Source organism: Streptomyces sp. MGP-BFMKR1, assembly GCF_057766585.1.
Window position 1 is genome coordinate 2,286,491 of the sequence record NZ_CM173408.1, and the last position, 17,462, is coordinate 2,303,952.

The 17,462-nt window shown below is 73.5% G+C and carries 14 protein-coding genes; 3 read left to right on the top strand and 11 right to left on the bottom strand.

The features are described 5' to 3' along the window. Nucleotides 1-134: 134 nt before the first annotated feature. Nucleotides 135-851 (top strand): SDR family NAD(P)-dependent oxidoreductase, encoded by a 717-nt coding sequence (locus tag AC3CHW_RS08445; protein WP_488470045.1) that lies wholly within the window; start codon nucleotides 135-137, stop codon nucleotides 849-851. A 217-nt stretch (nucleotides 852-1,068) separates the two neighbouring features. Here the strand turns inward: AC3CHW_RS08445 and AC3CHW_RS08450 are convergent, their stop codons facing one another. Together AC3CHW_RS08450 and AC3CHW_RS08455 are read right to left on the bottom strand one after the other, a co-directional pair. Continuing rightward, a complete protein-coding gene (locus AC3CHW_RS08450; RefSeq protein ID WP_488470046.1) occupies nucleotides 1,069-2,307 on the bottom strand; it encodes an MFS transporter in 1,239 nt (412 codons plus the stop codon). Beyond that, entirely contained in the window at nucleotides 2,307-2,783 is a 477-nt protein-coding gene (locus tag AC3CHW_RS08455) for a MerR family transcriptional regulator (RefSeq protein WP_488470047.1), read from the bottom strand. Before AC3CHW_RS08455 ends, AC3CHW_RS08450 begins: the two co-directional genes overlap by 1 nt. A gap of 601 nt (nucleotides 2,784-3,384) precedes the next feature. Here AC3CHW_RS08455 and AC3CHW_RS08460 point away from each other — a divergent pair. Continuing rightward, entirely contained in the window at nucleotides 3,385-4,683 is a 1,299-nt protein-coding gene (locus tag AC3CHW_RS08460) for a hypothetical protein (protein WP_488470048.1), read from the top strand. A 271-nt stretch (nucleotides 4,684-4,954) separates the two neighbouring features. Here the strand turns inward: AC3CHW_RS08460 and gatB are convergent, their stop codons facing one another. From gatB to gatC, 4 genes are all read right to left on the bottom strand, one after another. After that, nucleotides 4,955-6,463 carry an Asp-tRNA(Asn)/Glu-tRNA(Gln) amidotransferase subunit GatB gene (gene gatB / locus AC3CHW_RS08465; protein ID WP_176164284.1) on the bottom strand — a complete coding sequence of 503 codons (1,509 nt, stop codon included), beginning with the start codon at nucleotides 6,461-6,463 and terminating at the stop codon, nucleotides 4,955-4,957. Between the two features lie 15 nt (nucleotides 6,464-6,478). Then, nucleotides 6,479-6,721, bottom strand: a complete 243-nt coding sequence (locus tag AC3CHW_RS08470) for a hypothetical protein (protein ID WP_187060757.1) — start codon at nucleotides 6,719-6,721, stop codon at nucleotides 6,479-6,481. A 103-nt stretch (nucleotides 6,722-6,824) separates the two neighbouring features. Beyond that, the gene (gatA, locus tag AC3CHW_RS08475; protein ID WP_398608796.1) at nucleotides 6,825-8,327 is read right to left on the bottom strand and encodes an Asp-tRNA(Asn)/Glu-tRNA(Gln) amidotransferase subunit GatA; all 1,503 of its coding nucleotides are present in this window, start codon (nucleotides 8,325-8,327) and stop codon (nucleotides 6,825-6,827) included. Nucleotides 8,328-8,332: 5 nt separating this feature from the next. After that, a complete protein-coding gene (gene gatC / locus AC3CHW_RS08480) occupies nucleotides 8,333-8,629 on the bottom strand; it encodes an Asp-tRNA(Asn)/Glu-tRNA(Gln) amidotransferase subunit GatC (RefSeq protein WP_176164282.1) in 297 nt (98 codons plus the stop codon). A 685-nt stretch (nucleotides 8,630-9,314) separates the two neighbouring features. Between gatC and AC3CHW_RS08485 the strand changes: the two genes are divergently transcribed. After that, nucleotides 9,315-9,692: a VOC family protein gene (locus AC3CHW_RS08485; RefSeq protein ID WP_398608797.1), complete on the top strand. Its 378-nt coding sequence runs from the start codon at nucleotides 9,315-9,317 to the stop codon at nucleotides 9,690-9,692. A gap of 197 nt (nucleotides 9,693-9,889) precedes the next feature. On the opposite strand, the gene AC3CHW_RS08490 is transcribed toward AC3CHW_RS08485, so the two are convergent. From AC3CHW_RS08490 to AC3CHW_RS08510, 5 genes are all read right to left on the bottom strand, one after another. Further along, nucleotides 9,890-12,049: a putative bifunctional diguanylate cyclase/phosphodiesterase gene (locus AC3CHW_RS08490; RefSeq protein WP_398608798.1), complete on the bottom strand. Its 2,160-nt coding sequence runs from the start codon at nucleotides 12,047-12,049 to the stop codon at nucleotides 9,890-9,892. Nucleotides 12,050-12,244: 195 nt separating this feature from the next. Next, complete coding sequence (gene ligA, locus AC3CHW_RS08495) at nucleotides 12,245-14,443, bottom strand: NAD-dependent DNA ligase LigA (RefSeq protein ID WP_488471002.1); 2,199 nt, start codon at nucleotides 14,441-14,443, stop codon at nucleotides 12,245-12,247. A 136-nt stretch (nucleotides 14,444-14,579) separates the two neighbouring features. After that, the gene (locus AC3CHW_RS08500) at nucleotides 14,580-15,581 is read right to left on the bottom strand and encodes a methionine synthase (RefSeq protein WP_488471003.1); all 1,002 of its coding nucleotides are present in this window, start codon (nucleotides 15,579-15,581) and stop codon (nucleotides 14,580-14,582) included. Nucleotides 15,582-15,940: 359 nt separating this feature from the next. Continuing rightward, nucleotides 15,941-16,630, bottom strand: coding sequence for an SDR family oxidoreductase (locus AC3CHW_RS08505; RefSeq protein WP_398608799.1), 690 nt, complete (start codon nucleotides 16,628-16,630; stop codon nucleotides 15,941-15,943). Nucleotides 16,631-16,703: 73 nt separating this feature from the next. Continuing rightward, nucleotides 16,704-17,246 carry an LOG family protein gene (locus tag AC3CHW_RS08510; protein ID WP_277319783.1) on the bottom strand — a complete coding sequence of 181 codons (543 nt, stop codon included), beginning with the start codon at nucleotides 17,244-17,246 and terminating at the stop codon, nucleotides 16,704-16,706. Nucleotides 17,247-17,462: the final 216 nt, after the last annotated feature.

Consider the following 17,462-nt stretch of genomic DNA (forward strand, 5'->3'; position numbering starts at 1 on the left):
GAGCTCCGTGCCCCGTGGCCTCGCGCTCCGTGCCCCGTGCTCCGTGCCCGGTCCGGGGGCGACCGCTTGACCTTCACATCCATGGCAACCCCTAGCCTCAGGCCGTACGTGATCTTGAGGAAGGGAGTCGAGCCATGTCCGGAGCGGTCGTCATCGGGGCGGGGCCGGGGATCGGTCAGGCCGTCGCGCGGCGGTTCGCGCGGGCGGGGATGCCGGTCGCGCTCGTCGCGCGGACCCGGCGGACGGTGGACGAGGTGGCGCGGGCGCTCGATGCCACCGGCGGCTCGTCCGAGACGGGCACGGGCACGGGAACGGGAACGGGAACGGAGCCCGGCGCGCGGGTGGCCGCGTTGACCGCGGACGTCACCGACGAGGCGGCGCTGCGGGCCGCGCTCGACGCTGCGGCCGACCGGTTCGGACCGCCCGACGTCGTGGTCTACAACGCGGCGATCGTCCGCCCGGACCGCGTCGGCGAACTCAGCGCGCAGGGCCACCTCGACGCCTGGGCGGTCAACGTGGTGGGCGCGCACACCGCCGCCGCACACGTGGCGCCGACGATGGCGCGGCGCGGCAGCGGCACGTTCCTCGTCACGAGCGGCATGCCACGGCCGGTACCGCGGTACGTCAGCCTCTCCCTCGGCAAGGCCGGCGTCCGCGCGCTGGTCTCGCTGCTGGACCAGGAGTACGGGCCCGCCGGCGTGCACGTGGCGGCGATCACCGTGGACGGTCCGGTCGCGCCGGGCACGGCCTTCGATCCGGACGCCATCGCCGAGCACTACTGGCGCCTGCACGCCCAGCCACGCGCGGAGTGGGAGCACGACGTCCTGTTCAGCGGGCGTACGGACGGCTGACGGGACGCCGCCGCCCCGACGCGGCCCTGGCCGGAACGCGGCGACGCCACGCCTCGGGCCGCGCTCCACCCTCCGGCACCGTCCCGATGGAGCACGGAGCACGGAGCACGGGGCACGAAGCACGGGGCACGGAGCGGACGGGGCAGCCCGCGCCCGCCCCGTCCGGCGCTCGGCCAGGCCCCGCGCCACCCCGTCAAGGCACCCCGTCACCGCCCCGTCAGGCACCCCGTCGCCGTGGCAGCAGCGCGAGGCCGGCGAACTGCAACAGGCCGCCCGCGAGCGGTATCGCCGCCGCGGACCCGTGCGCCAACAGCAGCCCGCCGAGCACGCCACCCAGCGACGCCCCGAGGAACAGGGCGCTGGTCTGCAACGCCAGCACCTCCATGCCGGCCCCCGGCGCCAGGGAGAGCAGCAGCATCTGGAGCGGTGGGGTGAGCGACCACGCGAAGAGGGCGACCAGCATCATGGCCGCGGCGAGCGCGGCGTACGGCATGTCGCCGACCCAGGCCAGGACGGCGACGGCCACCAGCGCGGCGCCGTGGCCGAGTTCGGCGGCCACCACCGTCGGGCGCGGGCCCCACTGGTCGGCCCCGCGCCCGCCGAGCCAGGCGGCGACGGCGCCCGCGCATCCCATCAGCGTGATGGTGAGGGCCACGTCGTCGTGGCCGATGCCGTGTCCGGCGGCGCGGAGCACCGGGAAGACGTAGGTCATCTGCATCATGCCGCCGGACGCGGCGACCACGATCATGAGCAGCACGCCGAGCACGGGCCGCTGCCGCAGCGGGGCCAGTCGCCCGCGCAGCCCCGCTCCCCTCTCCGTCGCGGCCTCCGCCGCCGCGCCGTCCGGCCCCGTGTCGGCGCCCGTCGCGGGCGCGCGGGGCACGGCCAGCGCCCCGCACCACGCGAGCGCGCCGAGCCCCGCGACGAAGAGCATCGTCGCCCGCCAACCATGGCCGCCGCCGATCCAGGTGCCCAGTGGCACACCCGCCACCAGCGAGACGGTGAGGCCGCCGATGACCAGGCCGAGGTACCTGCCGCGCCGGTGGTCGGGGGCCATGGTCGCGGCCATGGCCAGGGCCGCGGGCGTGATGGCGGCGGCGGCCACGGCCGCGAGCACGCGCAGCGCCAGCAGCGCCCCGTACGACGGCGCCAGGGAGGCCAGCAGGTTGAGCGCGACGAACGCGCCGAGCCCGCCGAGGAGTACGCCGCGCCGCGAGTACCGCGCGGTGAGCACGGCGACGACGGGCGTGCCGATGCCGTAGGTGAGGGCGAACGCGGTGACGAGCTGTCCCGCGTTCGCCTCGCTGACACGCAGGTCGGCGGCGATGTCCGGGAGTACGCCGGCGATGACCATGTCGTCGGTGCCGGCTGCGAAGGTGGCCAGCGCCAGGGGGAGGACGCGGCTGATCGGCGCGCCGGTGGACGACTGGCCGGCCCGCGCCGTGGTGTCGACCATCAGGGCCGCCCCTCGGACACCGACGCGGCCTGCCCGGCCTCCCCGGCCCGCACGGAGCGGGCGGAGCCGGCGGCCAGCGCGGTCGGCCGGGGCGGCTCGGCGGCGGAGCGGACTCCGTCGATGTGGTGGGCCAGCCGGTCGCGCAGGCCGTGCAGGGCCGCGATGCGTTCGTCCAGGGCCGCGAGCCGGTCGGTGGCCGTACGCAACGCGTCGGCGCACCCGGCGCGCTCCCGCAGCGGCACGTCGAGGCAGCCCTGTTCCAGGGCCGGCCGGATGTCCTCGACGGTCAGTCCGGCGCTCAGCAACTCCCGGATGTTCGCGGCCCGTACGCCGTCCAGCGCGCCGTACTCGCGGTACCCGTTGGCGGCCCGCTCGGGGGCGAGCAGGCCCTGTTGTTCGTAGTAGCACAGCGCGCGGGGGGTGACTCCGGTCCGCTGGGCCAGTTCCCCGATGCGCATCTCCGTCTCCTTCACCATGCGTGGACGCTAAAAGGTTGTCGTTAGCGTCAGGGTCAACCCCGGGGGGCGCCCCGCCGCTTCCCCGCGTGGCGCTCGCATCGGGTCGCCTAAGCCTCTTCCGTACCGAGTGATAGAAATAACTCCCGCAATTGCACTGCCAGTTGATCGATGAATAACGGGCGCCATTTCCGATTCGCTTCTTTTCCGGGGGATTTCAGTCCCGGAGCGCGGGGGAACGTGAACGGCTCGCCGGCGTCCGCAATGAGGAATTCCCATGACCCAGCCCCCTCCCCGGCCTCCGGGCCCGCCGCCACACCAGCCACCCCCGGGCGGCTACGGCTACCCGTCCCCGCCGCCACCGCCGCCAGGCGGCGGGCCGTCGGTGGCCGCGGGTGGCGGCGCGCCGCCGCCCTCTTCCGGTGACGACGCGCCCTTCGGACAGCCGGCGCCCGGCGGCCCGGGTGGGCCGGCCGGCCCCGGCGTTCCGCCCGCCGGCGGCCCTGCCACGGGGCTGGGGACGGGGCCGGGAACGGGCCCGTCCGCACGGCGCGGCGACCGGCGCCGGCGCGGGAACCGCACCCCGGCGCGCACCCCGGCAGTGGTCGCCGTGGTGGTCGTGGTGGCCATCGCACTGGCCGGCGGCGCCTGGCTCGTCACCTCGGGCGACGACTCGTCTGGCGGATCGGGCAAGAAGGAGCCGCCCGAGGCCCGCGTTCTCCACGAGATTCCGACGCCGAAGGTGGGAAAAGACCCGATCAACGTGGAGGGCATGTGGACGACCGACCGTAATTTCGTGAAGGCGGGCGTCGAGAAGGTCACCGGATATCCACTCGGCGGCGGTTCGGCGCAATGGGAAATACCCCTCGGCGGCGAGATTTGCTGGACAACTCCGCATATCAGCGCCGACGGCCTCACACCGGTGTTGTTTCGCGACGCGGACGCTGACAACCCGGTGTGCACCCAGGTCGGGCTGCTCGATCTCCGCAAGGGCGAGCTGCGTTGGCAGCACGAGGTCACCAACGAGTACGGGTCGCGGGTGATGTTCGACGAGGTGACCATGGGCGGCGGCACCATCGCGGCCGGCAGCTCCGACGGCGGCGCGGCCTGGTCGGTGGACGGCACACCGCTGTGGAAGCCGGAGGAGGACGCGGAGTGCCGCGACGTCGGCTACGGCGGCGGCGCCCGGCTCGTCGCGGTGCGGCACTGCGGTGACGTCTCAAGCCCCGCCGTCGACGTGCAGAGCGTCGATCCGAAGACGCGGAAGGCGACGTCGACGTACGAGCTGCCGGCTGGCATCGAGTACCTGCACGTGGTCTCGACCGACCCGCTCGTCATCGCCGTCGAGGACGAGAAGAAGCGGTCCACGGGCGTCACCGACCTGGTGGCCGTCGACGACAGCGCCGCCCGGGGTACCAGGCGCGGCGCGATCGAGGTGGGTGACGACACGTACACCCTGGACTGCCAGCCCTCGGTGGTGGAGAGCTGCACGGAACTGGCGGTCAGCAAGGAGCGCGACGCGGTCTTCCTCGGCACGGAGCAGAACGTGGACGCGGCGACGATGAACGAGATCGTCGCCCTCGACCTGGCCACCGGCAGGGAGGCCGGCCGCACACCCGGCTCCACGGACGCCAACCTGCGCGTCCTGGGCCTGGACGAGAAAGGCGCGGTGCTCGCGTACCAGGAGACGACGTTGGGCGGCGCCGGTGGTGCCGTGTGGCGTGTCGATCCGCGCACCCACGCCAAGACGCGGGTGCTGCGCGCCGGCGCGGCCGGCCGGGACACCGAGGCGTCCTTCGAGGCCGGTGGGCAGGTGCGCTACGCGCGTGGACACCTGTACCTGGGCCAGAAGCTGATCAGCGCGCCCGACGAACCGACGGAGAAGAACGGCCCGCTGGCGATCGTGATCGGCACGACGTAACCCGAGCGAGCGGGCGCCGGGACGCGGCGGGGCAGGCGCCAGGGCGTGGCGGGGCGGGCGCCGGCGCCCGGGGCCGGACGCGCGCGCCGCGCGCCGACCCGGCCCCGCCCGGCGGCCCGCTCGCCGACCGCCCCGCCGGCCCCACCGCCCCGCCGGCCCGGCCGCGCGCCGGCCAGCCCGCACACGCGTCGGCGGCGGGCCCCCACCGGGGACCCGCCGCCGTCGTCACCTCGGGCCGCGCGGCCCAAGGCCGCGCCGCTCGCGCCGATACCTACTCGGTGACGCCGAGCCGCTCCAGGATCAGCTCGCGCACCCGGGCCGCGTCGGCCTGGCCGCGGGTGGCCTTCATGACCGCGCCGACCAGCGCGCCCGCAGCGGCCACCTTGCCGCCGCGGATCTTGTCCGCGATGGCCGGGTTGCCGGCGATGGCCTCGTCCACGGCGGTGCCGAGCGCGCCCTCGTCCGAGACGACCTTCAGGCCGCGCTTGTCGACCACCGCGTCCGGGTCGCCCTCGCCCGCGAGGACGCCCTCGATGACCTGGCGGGCCAGCTTGTCGTTGAGCGCCCCCTCGGCGACCAGCGCCGCGACCCGCGCGACCTGGGCCGGGGTGATGGGCAGCGCGGTGGGGTCGATGCCCTCCTCGTTGGCGCGCCGGGCCAGCTCACCCATCCACCACTTGCGGGCCGACGCCGCGTCGGCGCCCGCCTCGATGGTGGCGGTGATCAGGTCGATGACGCCCGCGTTGAGGACCGACTGCATCTCGTGCTCGGAGATGCCCCACTCCTCGCGCAGCCGGTTGCGCCGCACCCGCGGCAGCTCCGGCAGCCCCGCGCGCAGCTCCTCGACCCACTCCCGGGACGGCGCCACCGGCACCAGGTCGGGCTCGGGGAAGTACCGGTAGTCCTCGGCCTCCTCCTTGATCCGGCCGGAGGTGGTGGAGCCGTCCTCCTCGTGGAAGTGCCGGGTCTCCTGGAGGATCGTGCCGCCCGCGCCGAGCACGGCCGCGTGCCGCTGGATCTCGAAGCGCGCGGCGCGCTCGACGGAGCGCAGCGAGTTGACGTTCTTCGTCTCCGAGCGCGTGCCGAACTTCTCGGCACCCTTCGGGCGCAGCGAGAGGTTGACGTCGCAGCGCATCTGGCCCATCTCCATGCGGGCCTCGGAGACGCCGAGCGCCTTGATCAGCTCGCGCAGCTCGGCGACGTACGCCTTGGCGACCTCCGGCGCGCGCTCCCCCGCCCCGACGATCGGCTTGGTGACGATCTCGATGAGCGGGATGCCGGCGCGGTTGTAGTCCAGGAGGGAGTGCGAGGCGCCGTGGATGCGACCGGTGGCGCCCCCCACGTGGGTGGACTTGCCGGTGTCCTCCTCCATGTGGGCGCGCTCGATCTCGACCCGGAAGACCTCCCCGTCCTCCAGTTGGACGTCCAGGTAGCCGTTGAAGGCGATGGGCTCGTCGTACTGCGAGGTCTGAAAGTTCTTCGGCATGTCCGGATAGAAGTAGTTCTTCCGGGCGAAACGGCACCACTCGGCGATCTCGCAGTGCAACGCGAGGCCGATCTTGACGGCGGACTCGACGCCGACGGCGTTGACCACCGGCAGCGAGCCGGGCATGCCGAGACAGGTGGGACAGGTCTGCGAGTTCGGCTCGGCGCCCAGGGCGGTCGAGCACCCGCAGAACATCTTGGTCTTGGTGCCGAGTTCCACGTGCACCTCAAGCCCCATGACGGGCTCGTAGGTGGCCAGCGCGTCCTCGTACGACACCAGTTCAGTGACGGTCACGGAAAACTAACCCTCTCAGCCCAGCAGAACGTCGTCGTCGCCGAGCCGCTTGAGCTCACGGAAGAGCAGAGCGACACCCGTGGCGATGGCCGCGGCGGACACCGCGGCGTCCAGGAGTTGCAACGTGTCGTTCTCGTAGCGGGCCTTCTTGCCCTGCTTGATGACGCTCACTACGCCAAACAGGGAGGTGCCGATGGAAAGGTAGAGGCCGGGCTTCGACTTCCTGAACCCCTTGGCCTTCTCAAGCTTGCCACTCACAGGCTGCTCCTCTTCGCTTCCTTACCCGCACGGTGCCGCGGGGCGGATGTCGTCGTCGGGTGCGACCCGGCGGCCGTACGCGTGACGCTCGTACAGACGGCGCTCACAGGGCCGGTGCCTCCTCCAGCAGGTGGTGGCCCCAGCGGTCGACGAACGCCGCCTCGACCGCGGCGCCTACCCGGTACAGCCGGTCGTCAGCCATGGCGGGGGCGATGATCTGCAGGCCCACCGGCAGCCCGTCCTCGGGGGCCAGTCCGCACGGCAGCGACATCGCCGCGTTCCCCGCCAGGTTGGAGGGGATGGTGCACAGGTCGGCAAGGTACATCGCCAGCGGGTCGTCCGCGCGCTCACCGATCGGGAAGGCCGTCGTCGGCGTGGTCGGCGAGATCAGCACGTCCACCGACGCGAAGGCCCGCTCGAAGTCGCGCGTGATGAGCGTGCGGACCTTCTGCGCGGAGCCGTAGTACGCGTCGTAGTACCCGGAGGACAGGGCGTACGTGCCGAGCATGATCCGCCGCTTGACCTCGTCGCCGAAGCCCGCCTCGCGGGTCAGCGCGGTGACGTCCTCGGCCGAACGGGTACCGTCGTCGCCGACGCGCAGCCCGTAACGCATGGCGTCGAAGCGGGCCAGGTTGGAGGAGCACTCGGACGGCGCGATCAGGTAGTACGCGGCCAGCGCCCGGTCGAAGGACGGGCAGGAGACCTCGACGACCTCGGCCCCCAGCTCGCGCAGCAGCTCGACGGACTCGTTGAACCGCTGCATCACGCCGGCCTGGTAGCCCTCGCCGCTGAACTCCTTGACGACGCCGATGCGCAGGCCCGCCACGTCGCCCTCGCGCGCCGCCGCCACCACCGACGGCACCGGCGCGTCGATCGAGGTGGAGTCGAGCGGGTCGTGCCCGGCGATGGCCTCGTGCAGCAGCGCCGCGTCGAGGACGGTACGGGCGCAGGGCCCGCCCTGGTCGAGCGAGGAGGAGAAGGCGACCATGCCGTAGCGCGAGACGGCGCCGTAGGTCGGCTTGACGCCCACCGTGCCGGTCACGGCGGCGGGCTGGCGGATCGAACCGCCGGTGTCCGTGCCGATCGCCAGCGGGGCCTGGTACGAGGCGAGCGCGGCCGACGAACCGCCGCCGGAGCCACCCGGGATGCGGGTCAGGTCCCACGGGTTGCCGGTCGGCCCGTACGCGCTGTTCTCGGTGGAGGAGCCCATGGCGAACTCGTCCATGTTGGTCTTGCCGAGGATGACGACGTCGGCGGCCTTCAGCCGCTGGGTGAGTGTCGCGTCGTACGGCGGGATCCACCCCTCGAGGATCTTGGAACCGACGGTGGTCGGCACGCCCTTGGTGGTGAAGATGTCCTTCAGCGCCAGCGGGACGCCCGCGAGGGGGCCCAGCTTCTCGCCACGGGCGCGCTTGTCGTCCACGGCGCGGGCCTGCGCGAGCGCGCCCTCGCGGTCGACGTGCAGGAAGGCGTGCACCTTCTCGTCGACAGCGGCGATCCGGTCGAGGTGGGCCTCGGTCACCTCGACCGCGGTCACCTCGCCGGAGGCGATCCGGGCGGCGGTCTCGGCCGCCGTGAGCTTGGTCAGGTCGGTGGTACCCGGCACGGTGGTCACTCCTCCCCCAGAATCTGCGGAACCTTGAAACGCTGCTGCTCCTGAGCCGGGGCGCCGGACAGCGCCTCCTGCGGGGTCAGCGACGGGCGGACCTCGTCCGGCCGCATGACGTTGGTCAGCGGCAGCGGGTGGGAGGTCGGGGGGACGTCCTCGGTGGCGACATCGGAAACGCGGGCGACCGCGCCGATGATCACGTCGAGCTGTTCGGCGAAGTGGTCGAGCTCTTCGTCCTTCAGCTCAAGACGCGACAGCCGAGCGAGGTGGGCGACCTCCTCGCGCGTGATGCCAGGCATGCAGCGATCCTCTGGGTTCTTGGCTTGGGTTCGGGCTGGATTCTGGGTGAACGGGCTGGGTTCCTGAGCGTGGACCCGGGCGCCGTGTGACCGGAGCCGGCCCGTGCGCCGGGTCGTGACGCGCGCCCAATCCTATGCGCCACGGACAGCACCCGACGAAGGGCTTTCCGACGGCCCCCCGCACAGCCACCCACCACCCCGCATCGGGCCACCACGCCCGCGGCCACGAGCGGGACCGCGGACGGCGCGGTGGAGCGGTCGTGGGGGCGTGTGGAGCGGTCGTGGGGCGGGGCGACCGTACGGGCGGGGCGGCGGTCCGGGGCTGGGGCGGGGGTACGGGGCCGGGCGACCGTACGGGCGGGGCAAGGGGGCAAGCACGGGGCGGCGATCGTCCGGGCGGGGCGAGCCTCGGGGCGAGGTGACGGTCCGGGGCTGGGGCGGCGACCCTGGGCGGCGGTCCGGAACCAGGGGGCGGGGCGTCGTCGGTGGACGGGGGACGTCGGTGGACGGGGTTTCGTCGCCGGGCCGCGCTCGCGCGGTTCCCTTCTGGTGCCCTGGTCACCAGAAAGTGCGTTCTTCCACGTCAGGGCCCTCCGTCCCTACGGTGTGCGAGGCGTCGGCCGGAGCCGACGGCCACCGCCCCTGCCCCCGCACGCGCCACCGCGGCTGAACCGCTGGGAGTCCCATGACCATCCTCAAGACGTACGCCCGCCTGTGGACCGACAGCCTCGACGGCGCGCTGCCGCTGCTGCGCGAGTTGACGGGGGCCGAGCCCGATCTGCGGCTGGGGTTCGAGGCCGTCGAGCTGGCGGCCATCGGCGACTTCCTCGTCATCGCCGGGCCGGCCGAGGAGCGGGCCAAGTACGCGCACGCCTCCGCCACCGTCGTCGTCGACGACCTCGACGCGTGCCAGGCCACGCTCACGGCCTCGGGCGCCACTCTCACCACGCCCCTGGCCGCGGGGCCGACCGGCCGCTTCCTCTACGCACGCCACGCCGACGGGGCCGAGGTGGAGTACGTCGAGTGGGTCCCGGAGCTGGTCCAGCGGATCATCCGCCCGTAACCGCTCCGCCCGCTCGCCTCCGCCCCCTCCCCGTGGCCGACTCGGCACGGCTCAGCTCGGCTGAGCCTGCCTGCCCGGCCCGGGCCGTTACGAGCCCGCCAGGCCCAGTCCGGCACGGTCCGGGGGCGCCCCGTCGGCGGCTTGCGGCAGGCCCGCTACCTCAGGCAAAACGTTGCGGCAGCCGGCCGATGCGGGGGCTATGTCACCGGCTGGTCCGCCTCCTTGCCCACCGACGCGGCCGGGGTCTTCTGTTCGGTCGACGCCGCCGGCACCGAGGGTTCCGCCGACGCTTGGAGGGCCTGGCCGCGCTCGATCTCCCGGTGCCAGCCGCTCTTGCCGCGGAGCTTGAGCCAGGCCGTCGTCTCCTCGGGCGGCATCGCCGCGGCGACGAGCCAGCCCTGCACCGCGTCGCAGCCCAGATCGCGCAGCCGCTCCCAGGTCTCGTCGTCCTCCACGCCCTCCGCGACGACCAGCAGCCCCAGCGAGTGCGCGAGGTCGAGGGTGCAACGGACGATCTCCGCGTCCTCGTTGTCCACGACCAGGCGGGCCACGAACGACCGGTCGATCTTCAGCTCGCTCACCGGCAGGCGACGCAGGTGCACCAGCGAGGAGTAGCCGGTGCCGAAGTCGTCCAGCGACATCTTGACGCCGTGCCCGGTCAGGCCCGCCATCGTGTCGGCGGCCCGCTGCGGGTCCTCCAGCAGGACGTGCTCGGTTATCTCCAGTTGCAGCGCGCCGGGCGGTACCCCGTGCCGGGCCAGGCGCGCGGCGACCGCGCCCGCGAAGCCGGGGGTGTGCACGTCGCGCGGCGAGACGTTCACGGCGACCGGCACGTCGAGGCCGGCGGCGCGCCACTGGGCGACCTGGCCGAGCGCCGTCTCCAACACGTACTCCGTCAGCTTGGGCATCAGGCCCGAGCTCTCGGCCATGGCGATGAACTCGTCCGGCGGCACCTTGCCCCGGTCCGGGTGCACCCAGCGCACCAGCGCCTCGAGGCCGGCGACGTGTCCGTCGAAGCCGACCTTGGGCTGGTAGTGCAGTTCCACGTCGCCCGCGTCCAGGGCGCGGCGCAGGTCGCCGAGGAGGCCGAGCCGGTCGGGCGTGTTGCCGTCCCGGCGCGCCTCGTAGACCTCGGTGCCGCTGCGGTCCCGCTTGGCCTGGTACATGGCGACGTCAGCCCGGCGCAACAGGCCCTCGGCGTCGATGGCGTGGTCGGGGAAGACGGCGACCCCGGCGCTGGCCTCCAGGACCAGCGTGAGCCCGTCGAGGTCGAGCGGCGAGCCGAGGGCGGCGATGAGCGAGCGGGCGGCGCGCTGAGCGCTGGTCAGGGAGTCGGCGGTGGGCAGCAGTACGGCGAACTCGTCGCCGCCGAGCCGGGCCACCTCGGCGCCGCGCGGCAGCGCCAGCCGCAGCCGCTCGGCGATCTGCAACAGCAGCCGGTCGCCGGCGAGGTGACCGAGGGTGTCGTTGACGGAGCGGAACCGGTCGAGGTCGATGAGGACGAGGGCCGAGCGGGTGCCGGCCCGCTCGGCCTCGTCCAGCGCCGACCAGGTGCGCTCCAGCAGCCACTGACGGTTGGGCAGCCCGGTCAGCGGGTCGCGGAGTTGCTCCTCGGCGCGGACCCGGGCGATCCACAGCGTGGAGTCGAGGGCTATCAGCGGCACCGCGAACAGCGGGAGCAGCATCGGGGTGTGCACGCCGACGACGACGATGAGCGGGGCGATGCCCAGCAGGGCGATGCCGACCAGTGCCTGGCGGACGATGGCGGTGCGCACGACGGTGCGCAGGCCGCCGCCGCGCGGCGCCATCGTGTACCAGAGCAGGGCCCGGGTCACCAGCAGGTAGGAGAAGGCGACCAGGGCGATGGGCGGGATGACGTACAGGTTCCAGGCGTCGGGCTGCCAGGGGTGCTCCACCGAGGGGATGGTGCCGAGTGCGGCGAGGGCCAGGCCCGCGGCGCCGATGCCGAGGATGTCCACGGCGCCGTGCAACAGGGCCTGGCGCCAGCGGTGTCGGCGGGCCGCGCCGACCAGCACGACCACGGCCAGGCTGATGACGACGGCGGGCAGCCAGCCGTACAGCAGCAGGGCGGCCAGGGTGAGGGCGGCGCCGGAGCCGGTGCCGCCCCACCAGCGGTCACGGCCGAGGGCCACCAGGTGGCCGACGATCGCCCCGGTCAGCACGGCCAGCGACCAGCCGACGGTGCCGCTCGGGAAGAGCGCGGTGTCGGTCCGCAGCACGCGGAAGACGCCCACGCCCAGGGCGACGGCGGCCAGCGCGACGACCACGACCGGTAAACCGGGGAGAGCGTTCCGGCACAACCGCGACACTGGGGCGGCGCTGTCGGTCGGTTTCATACCCGTCCCTCTCACAGCCGGCGGTGCCCGCGCCACGGCAGGCGCACATCTCAACAGTAGGCCGCACTAGGCTACGGGGAGCAGCGATCGACAGCGGTTGCCCGAATGCGCCCGCGCTCTCCGTAACCATCCGATATGCGCTATAAGAGTGATGCCCGCCGGCCACGGCCGGGCCACCCCCAGAGCGTCTGTGAACTATTCCGACCCGTCAGGTGGCGTGAGCGCAACCTCCCGGGCGGCATCGGGTCCCTGTTCCAACAGCACGCCCAGACCCTGATCGTCCAGTACGGGCACCTTCGCCTGCACGGCCTTGTCGTACTTGGAGCCGGGGTTGTCACCGACGACCACGAAATGCGTCTTCTTGGAAACCGACCCGGTCACCTTCGCTCCCTGGTTCTGCAGAGCCTCCTTCGCGCCGTCCCGCGTGTACGACTGGAGCGTTCCGGTGACGACGACGGTGAGCCCGGCGAGTGGTCTGGGACCCTCATCCTCGCCGGCCTCCTCCTCGAAGCGCACCCCCGCGGCCCGCCATTTCTCGACGATCTCGCGGTGCCACTCCTCGGCGAACCACTGCTTCACCGACGCGGCGATGATGCCGCCCACCCCCTCGACCGCCGCCAACTCCTCCTCGCTGGCCTCCGCGATGCGGTCCAGCGAGCGGAACTCGCGGGCCAGCGCCTCGGCGGCCACCGGGCCGACGTGCCGGATCGACAGGCCGGTGATGATGCGGGCCAGCGGCCGTTCCTTGGCGGCCTGGATGTTCTCCAGCATGGCCAGGGCGTTCTTCTTCGGCTCGCCCTTCTGGTTGGCGAAGAAGGTGACGGTCTTCTCCTCGCCGGTCTCCGGGTCGCGCTTGGGCAGGCCGCTGTCCGGGTCGAGGACGTGCGAGCGGATGGGGAGCAGGGCGTCGATGTCGAGGTCGAACAGGTCGCCCTCGTTGCGCAGCGGCGGCTCCTCGGGTTCGAGCGGCTGGGTCAGCGCGGCGGCGGCCACGTACCCCAGGTGCTCGATGTCCAGGCTCTTGCGGCCGGCGAGGTAGAAGACGCGCTCGCGGATCTGCGCGGGGCAGTACCGGGCGTTGGGGCAGCGCAGGTCGATGTCGCCCTCCTTCATCGGCTGGAGGGCGGTGCCGCAGTCCGGGCACTCGGCGGGCATGACGAACTCCCGCTCGCTGCCGTCCCGCAGGTCGGCCACCGGGCCGAGGATCTCCGGGATGACGTCGCCCGCCTTGCGGAGCACCACGGTGTCGCCGATGAGGACGCCCTTGGCCTTGACGACCTCCTGGTTGTGCAGCGTCGCGAACTCCACCTCGGAGCCGGCCACCGTCACGGGCTCGACCACCGCGTAGGGCGTCACCCGGCCGGTGCGGCCGACGCCGACCCGGATGTCCACCAGCTTGGTGTTGACCTCCTCCGGCGGGTACTTCCAGGCGATCGCCCAGCGCGGCGCCCGCGAGGTGGAGCCCAGCCGCCCCTGGAGCGGAATCTCGTCCAGCTTGACGACCACGCCGTCGATCTCGTGCTCCACCGAGTGGCGCCGCCTGGGGTCACCGAACCGGGCGATGAAGGCCCGTACGCCATCTGGTGTATCGACCACCTCGATGTGGCGTGAGGTCGGCAGGCCCCATTCGCGGAGCAGCGCGTACGCATGGGACTGACAGTCGATGTCGAAGCCCTCGCGGGCGCCGATGCCGTGCACCACCATGTGCAGCGGGCGGCTGGCGGTGACCTTGGGGTCCTTCTGCCGCAGCGACCCGGCCGCAGCGTTCCGCGGGTTGGCGAACGGCGGCTTGCCGGCCTCCACCAAGCCGGCGTTGAGCTCCTCGAACCGCTCCATCGGGATGAAGACCTCGCCCCGCACCTCGACCAGGGCGGGCACGCCCTCGCCGACCAGCCGGTCGGGGATCTCCGCGATGGTGCGCACGTTGGGCGTGATGTCCTCGCCCGTGCGGCCGTCGCCGCGGGTGGCGGCGCGGGTCAGCCGGCCGTGCTCGTAGGTGAGGTTGACCGCGAGGCCGTCCACCTTCAGCTCGCACAGGAAGTGGTACGAGGCGGCCTCGCCGAGGTCCTTGGCGATCCGGTCGGTCCAGGCGGCCAACTCCTCCTCGTCGAAGGCGTTGTCCAGGCTGAGCATCCGCTCGCGGTGCTCGACCTCGGTGAACTCCGTCTCGTACGACCCCGCCACCTTCTGGGTCGGCGAGTCGGGCGTGCGCAACTGCGGGTGCTCGGTCTCCAACGCCTCCAGCGCGCGCAGCAGTGTGTCGAACTCCGCGTCGCTGACGACCGGCGCGTCCTTCACGTAGTACCGGAAGCGGTGCTCCTCGACCTCCTCGGCCAGGCGCTGATGCCGCTCCCGGGCCTCGGACGGCACCTCGGACCGCGCCTCGGCGGGCAGCGCCGAGCGCTCCTCGTCCGCCGCGCCCTCGGACGCGCTCTCGCCTCCGGACACCGTTTCGCCAGCCACCGTCTCGACCTCCCGTTACCTCATCCGTCAACCGCCTCGCGGACACCACGCCGCGGGGCGGGCGCCATCACTCAGGGTTGTCCACGAGCGATGTCGCCGCCCGGACGCAGTGGTCCAGCGCGGCGCGCGCGTACCTCGCCGAGGCACCCGCGAGCCCGCAGGAGGGGGTGACCACCACGGACTCCGCGAGGGTCCCCGGCGACAGCCCCAACCTGCGCCACAGCGTCCTGACACCCATGACGCTACCCGCAGGGTCTGACAATGGCCCCGATTGCGGGTCCGTGCCCGGCAGCACACCGGCGAACAGCGTGAGGCCACCCTCGACCGCCTCGCCGATCGCTTCCTCCTCACGCTCCGTGACGAGTGAGAAGTCGAAGGAGACGCCCGCCACCCCGGAACGGTGCAGCAGCCCGAACGGGACGCCGGGCGCGCAGCAGTGCACGACCACGGGCCCGTCGTGCAGCGCGCACATCTCGCGCAGCGCGCCCTCGACCACCACCCGGTCGACGGCGGGGTGGGTGCGGTAGCCGCTGGCGGAGCGGACCCGGCCCTCGAGGACGGCGCGCAGCGAGGGCTCGTCGAGCTGGAGCACCACGCGGGCGCCCGGCACCCGGCGCCGCACGTCGGCCAGGTGCGCGCGCAACCCCTCGGCCAGCGATCCGACCAGGTCCCGGCAGGCGCCGGGGTCGCTGAGCATGGCCTCGCCGCCGCGCAGCTCCAGCGCCGCGGCCAGCGTCCAGGGCCCGACGGCGGACACCTTGAGCGTTCCGGTGTACCCCTGGGTGTACTCCTCCAGCGCGTCCAGGTCCTCGCCGAGCCAGGACCGCGCGCGCCGGGTGTCACGGCCGGGGTGGTCGCCGATCCGCCAGCCGCTGGGCTCCACGCGCGCGTACAGCTCCACGAGCATCCCGGCGGTGCGCCCGATCATGTCCGCGCCGGGGCCCCTCGCCGGCAGCTCCGGCAGGTACGGGAGCCGCTCCAGCGAACCGGTCACGGTCCTGGCGGCCTCCCGGGCGTCCTCGCCCGGCATGGAGCCGATGCCGGTCGCGGCGCCCGCGCCCCAGCCCATCTCGTCGTTCTCGCTCACACTCACGCAGGAAGCGTACGAGGCGCGGGGCGCGGCGCCGTCGCCCCCGTACCGCCACGGCGCCCGCCGTGACCACCGCCCGGCTCCGCGCACCCTCCCCTCCCGGGGCGCGCCCCGGCGACCCCGCGCCCCACGGGGCACGGGGCACGGAGCCACGGGGCCCGTACGGAGCCACGCGCCCGTACGGCGCGACGACGCGACGGTGCACGGGGCCACGGGGCGGGGGCAGCGACGGGGCGGGCTGGTCAGCGACGGGGCCCGTCCCGGGGGCGGGGCGCCAGCGGGCACGGGGCCACGGCGCCCGGGCCCGGGTGAGGTCAGGCGCGCGGGCCCGGGTGGGGTCAGGCGCGCGGGCGGACCGACAGGTCGGTGATCTCCGCGTCGCGCGGCAGGTCCAGGGCGGTGAGCAGGGTGGTGGCCACCGACTCCGGGGTCATCCAGCGCTCCGGGTCGTACTCCCTGCCCTCCTGCTGGTGCACCTTGACCTGCATGGGCGTGGCGGTGCGCCCCGGGTAGACGGTGGTGACCCGGATGCCGTTGCCGCTCTCCTCCCAGCGCAGCGCGTCGGCCAGCGCCTTGAGGCCGTGCTTGCTGGCCGCGTACGCGCTCCACTGGGCGTTGGCCCGCAGCCCCGCGCCCGAGTTCACGAACACCACGTGCCCCTTCGCCAGCCGGAGCTGGGGCAGCAGCAGGCGGGTGAGTTCGGCCGGCGAGACCAGGTTGGCGGCGAGTTGCTGGTTCCACGCCTTGGGGGTGAGGTCACCGACGTCGCCGAGTTCCACGACGCCGGCGATGTGCAGCAGCGAGTCGAGGCGGTCCGGCACCTGCTGGTGGCTGAGCGCCCAGGACAGTCGCTCGGGCTCCGCCAGGTCGCCGACGAGCGTGTTGGCCCCGGGGTACCGCTCCGCCAACTGCTTCGCCCGCCCGGCGTCGCGCGCCAGCAACCACAGCTCGTCGCCGCGTGCGCACAGTCGCTCCGCGACGACGGTGCCGATGCCCGAGCCTGCTCCGGTGATCAGATGCGTACCCATGCGGCGATCCTAACGACGGTTGCCGGGTGACCGGGGCGGCCGGGGGACGGGGCCGGTCGGCGCGGGGCGCGGGCTACGGCTGGACGCCCGCCTGCTCCTCCAGATAGGCCAGTGCGCCCACCCCGTCCTCGGCGAAGAAGACGAGATCGGTGAGCGGGATCGGCAGAAAGCCCTCCTGCTCCATCCGCTGGAGCTGCCGCTTGAGGCCGTCGTAGAAGCCGGCCGCGTTGAGCAGCACCACCGGCTTGGTGTGCAGGCCGTGCTTCTTGAGCTCCAGGATCTCGGTCGCCTCGTCCAGCGTGCCGGTGCCGCCCACCATGATCACGATCGCGTCGGCGCGCGCGAGGAGCTGCGCCTTGCGCTCGGCCAGGTCCCTGGTGATCAGCATCTCGTCGGCGTTCTGCCGCGCCTTGTCGCGGAGGAACTCCACCGAGACGCCGACCAGCCGCCCGCCGTGCTCCTGCACCCCGTCGGCCATGACCTTCATCAGGCCGGCCTCCGAGCCGCCCCACACCAGCGTGTGCCCGCCCTTGCCGAGCAACTCGGCGAACTCGCGGGCCGGTGTGACATAGCGCTCGTCGAGGTCGGCGGCGGAGCAGAAGACGCAGATGTTCATGCCCGCCACTGTACGAGAGCCCGTCCGCGCCAGCGTTCGAAGCCCGGCCGACCGTTCACCCCGCCCGACCGGCGGGTGCGGGCGGGTTCAGCCGGGCCCGGTCGGGTCCGGCAGCCGCCCCGTACGCCGCGCCGTGCGGCCGGTACGGGGCGAGGGGACGGGGCTCCGGAAGAGCCTGGGGTACGGGGCGGGGCAACGGGCCTCGGGGACGGCCGC

Coding starts and splice junctions, on each gene's coding strand:
- AC3CHW_RS08485 (WP_398608797.1), top strand. CDS start 9,315: ATGACCATCCTCAAGACGTACGCCCGCCTGTGGACCGACAGCCTCGAC.
- AC3CHW_RS08455 (WP_488470047.1), bottom strand. CDS start 2,783: ATGGTGAAGGAGACGGAGATGCGCATCGGGGAACTGGCCCAGCGGACC.
- AC3CHW_RS08450 (WP_488470046.1), bottom strand. CDS start 2,307: ATGGTCGACACCACGGCGCGGGCCGGCCAGTCGTCCACCGGCGCGCCG.
- gatC (WP_176164282.1), bottom strand. CDS start 8,629: ATGCCTGGCATCACGCGCGAGGAGGTCGCCCACCTCGCTCGGCTGTCG.
- AC3CHW_RS08505 (WP_398608799.1), bottom strand. CDS start 16,630: ATGGGTACGCATCTGATCACCGGAGCAGGCTCGGGCATCGGCACCGTC.
- AC3CHW_RS08510 (WP_277319783.1), bottom strand. CDS start 17,246: ATGAACATCTGCGTCTTCTGCTCCGCCGCCGACCTCGACGAGCGCTAT.
- AC3CHW_RS08500 (WP_488471003.1), bottom strand. CDS start 15,581: ATGGGCTGGGGCGCGGGCGCCGCGACCGGCATCGGCTCCATGCCGGGC.
- AC3CHW_RS08490 (WP_398608798.1), bottom strand. CDS start 12,049: ATGAAACCGACCGACAGCGCCGCCCCAGTGTCGCGGTTGTGCCGGAAC.
- AC3CHW_RS08445 (WP_488470045.1), top strand. CDS start 135: ATGTCCGGAGCGGTCGTCATCGGGGCGGGGCCGGGGATCGGTCAGGCC.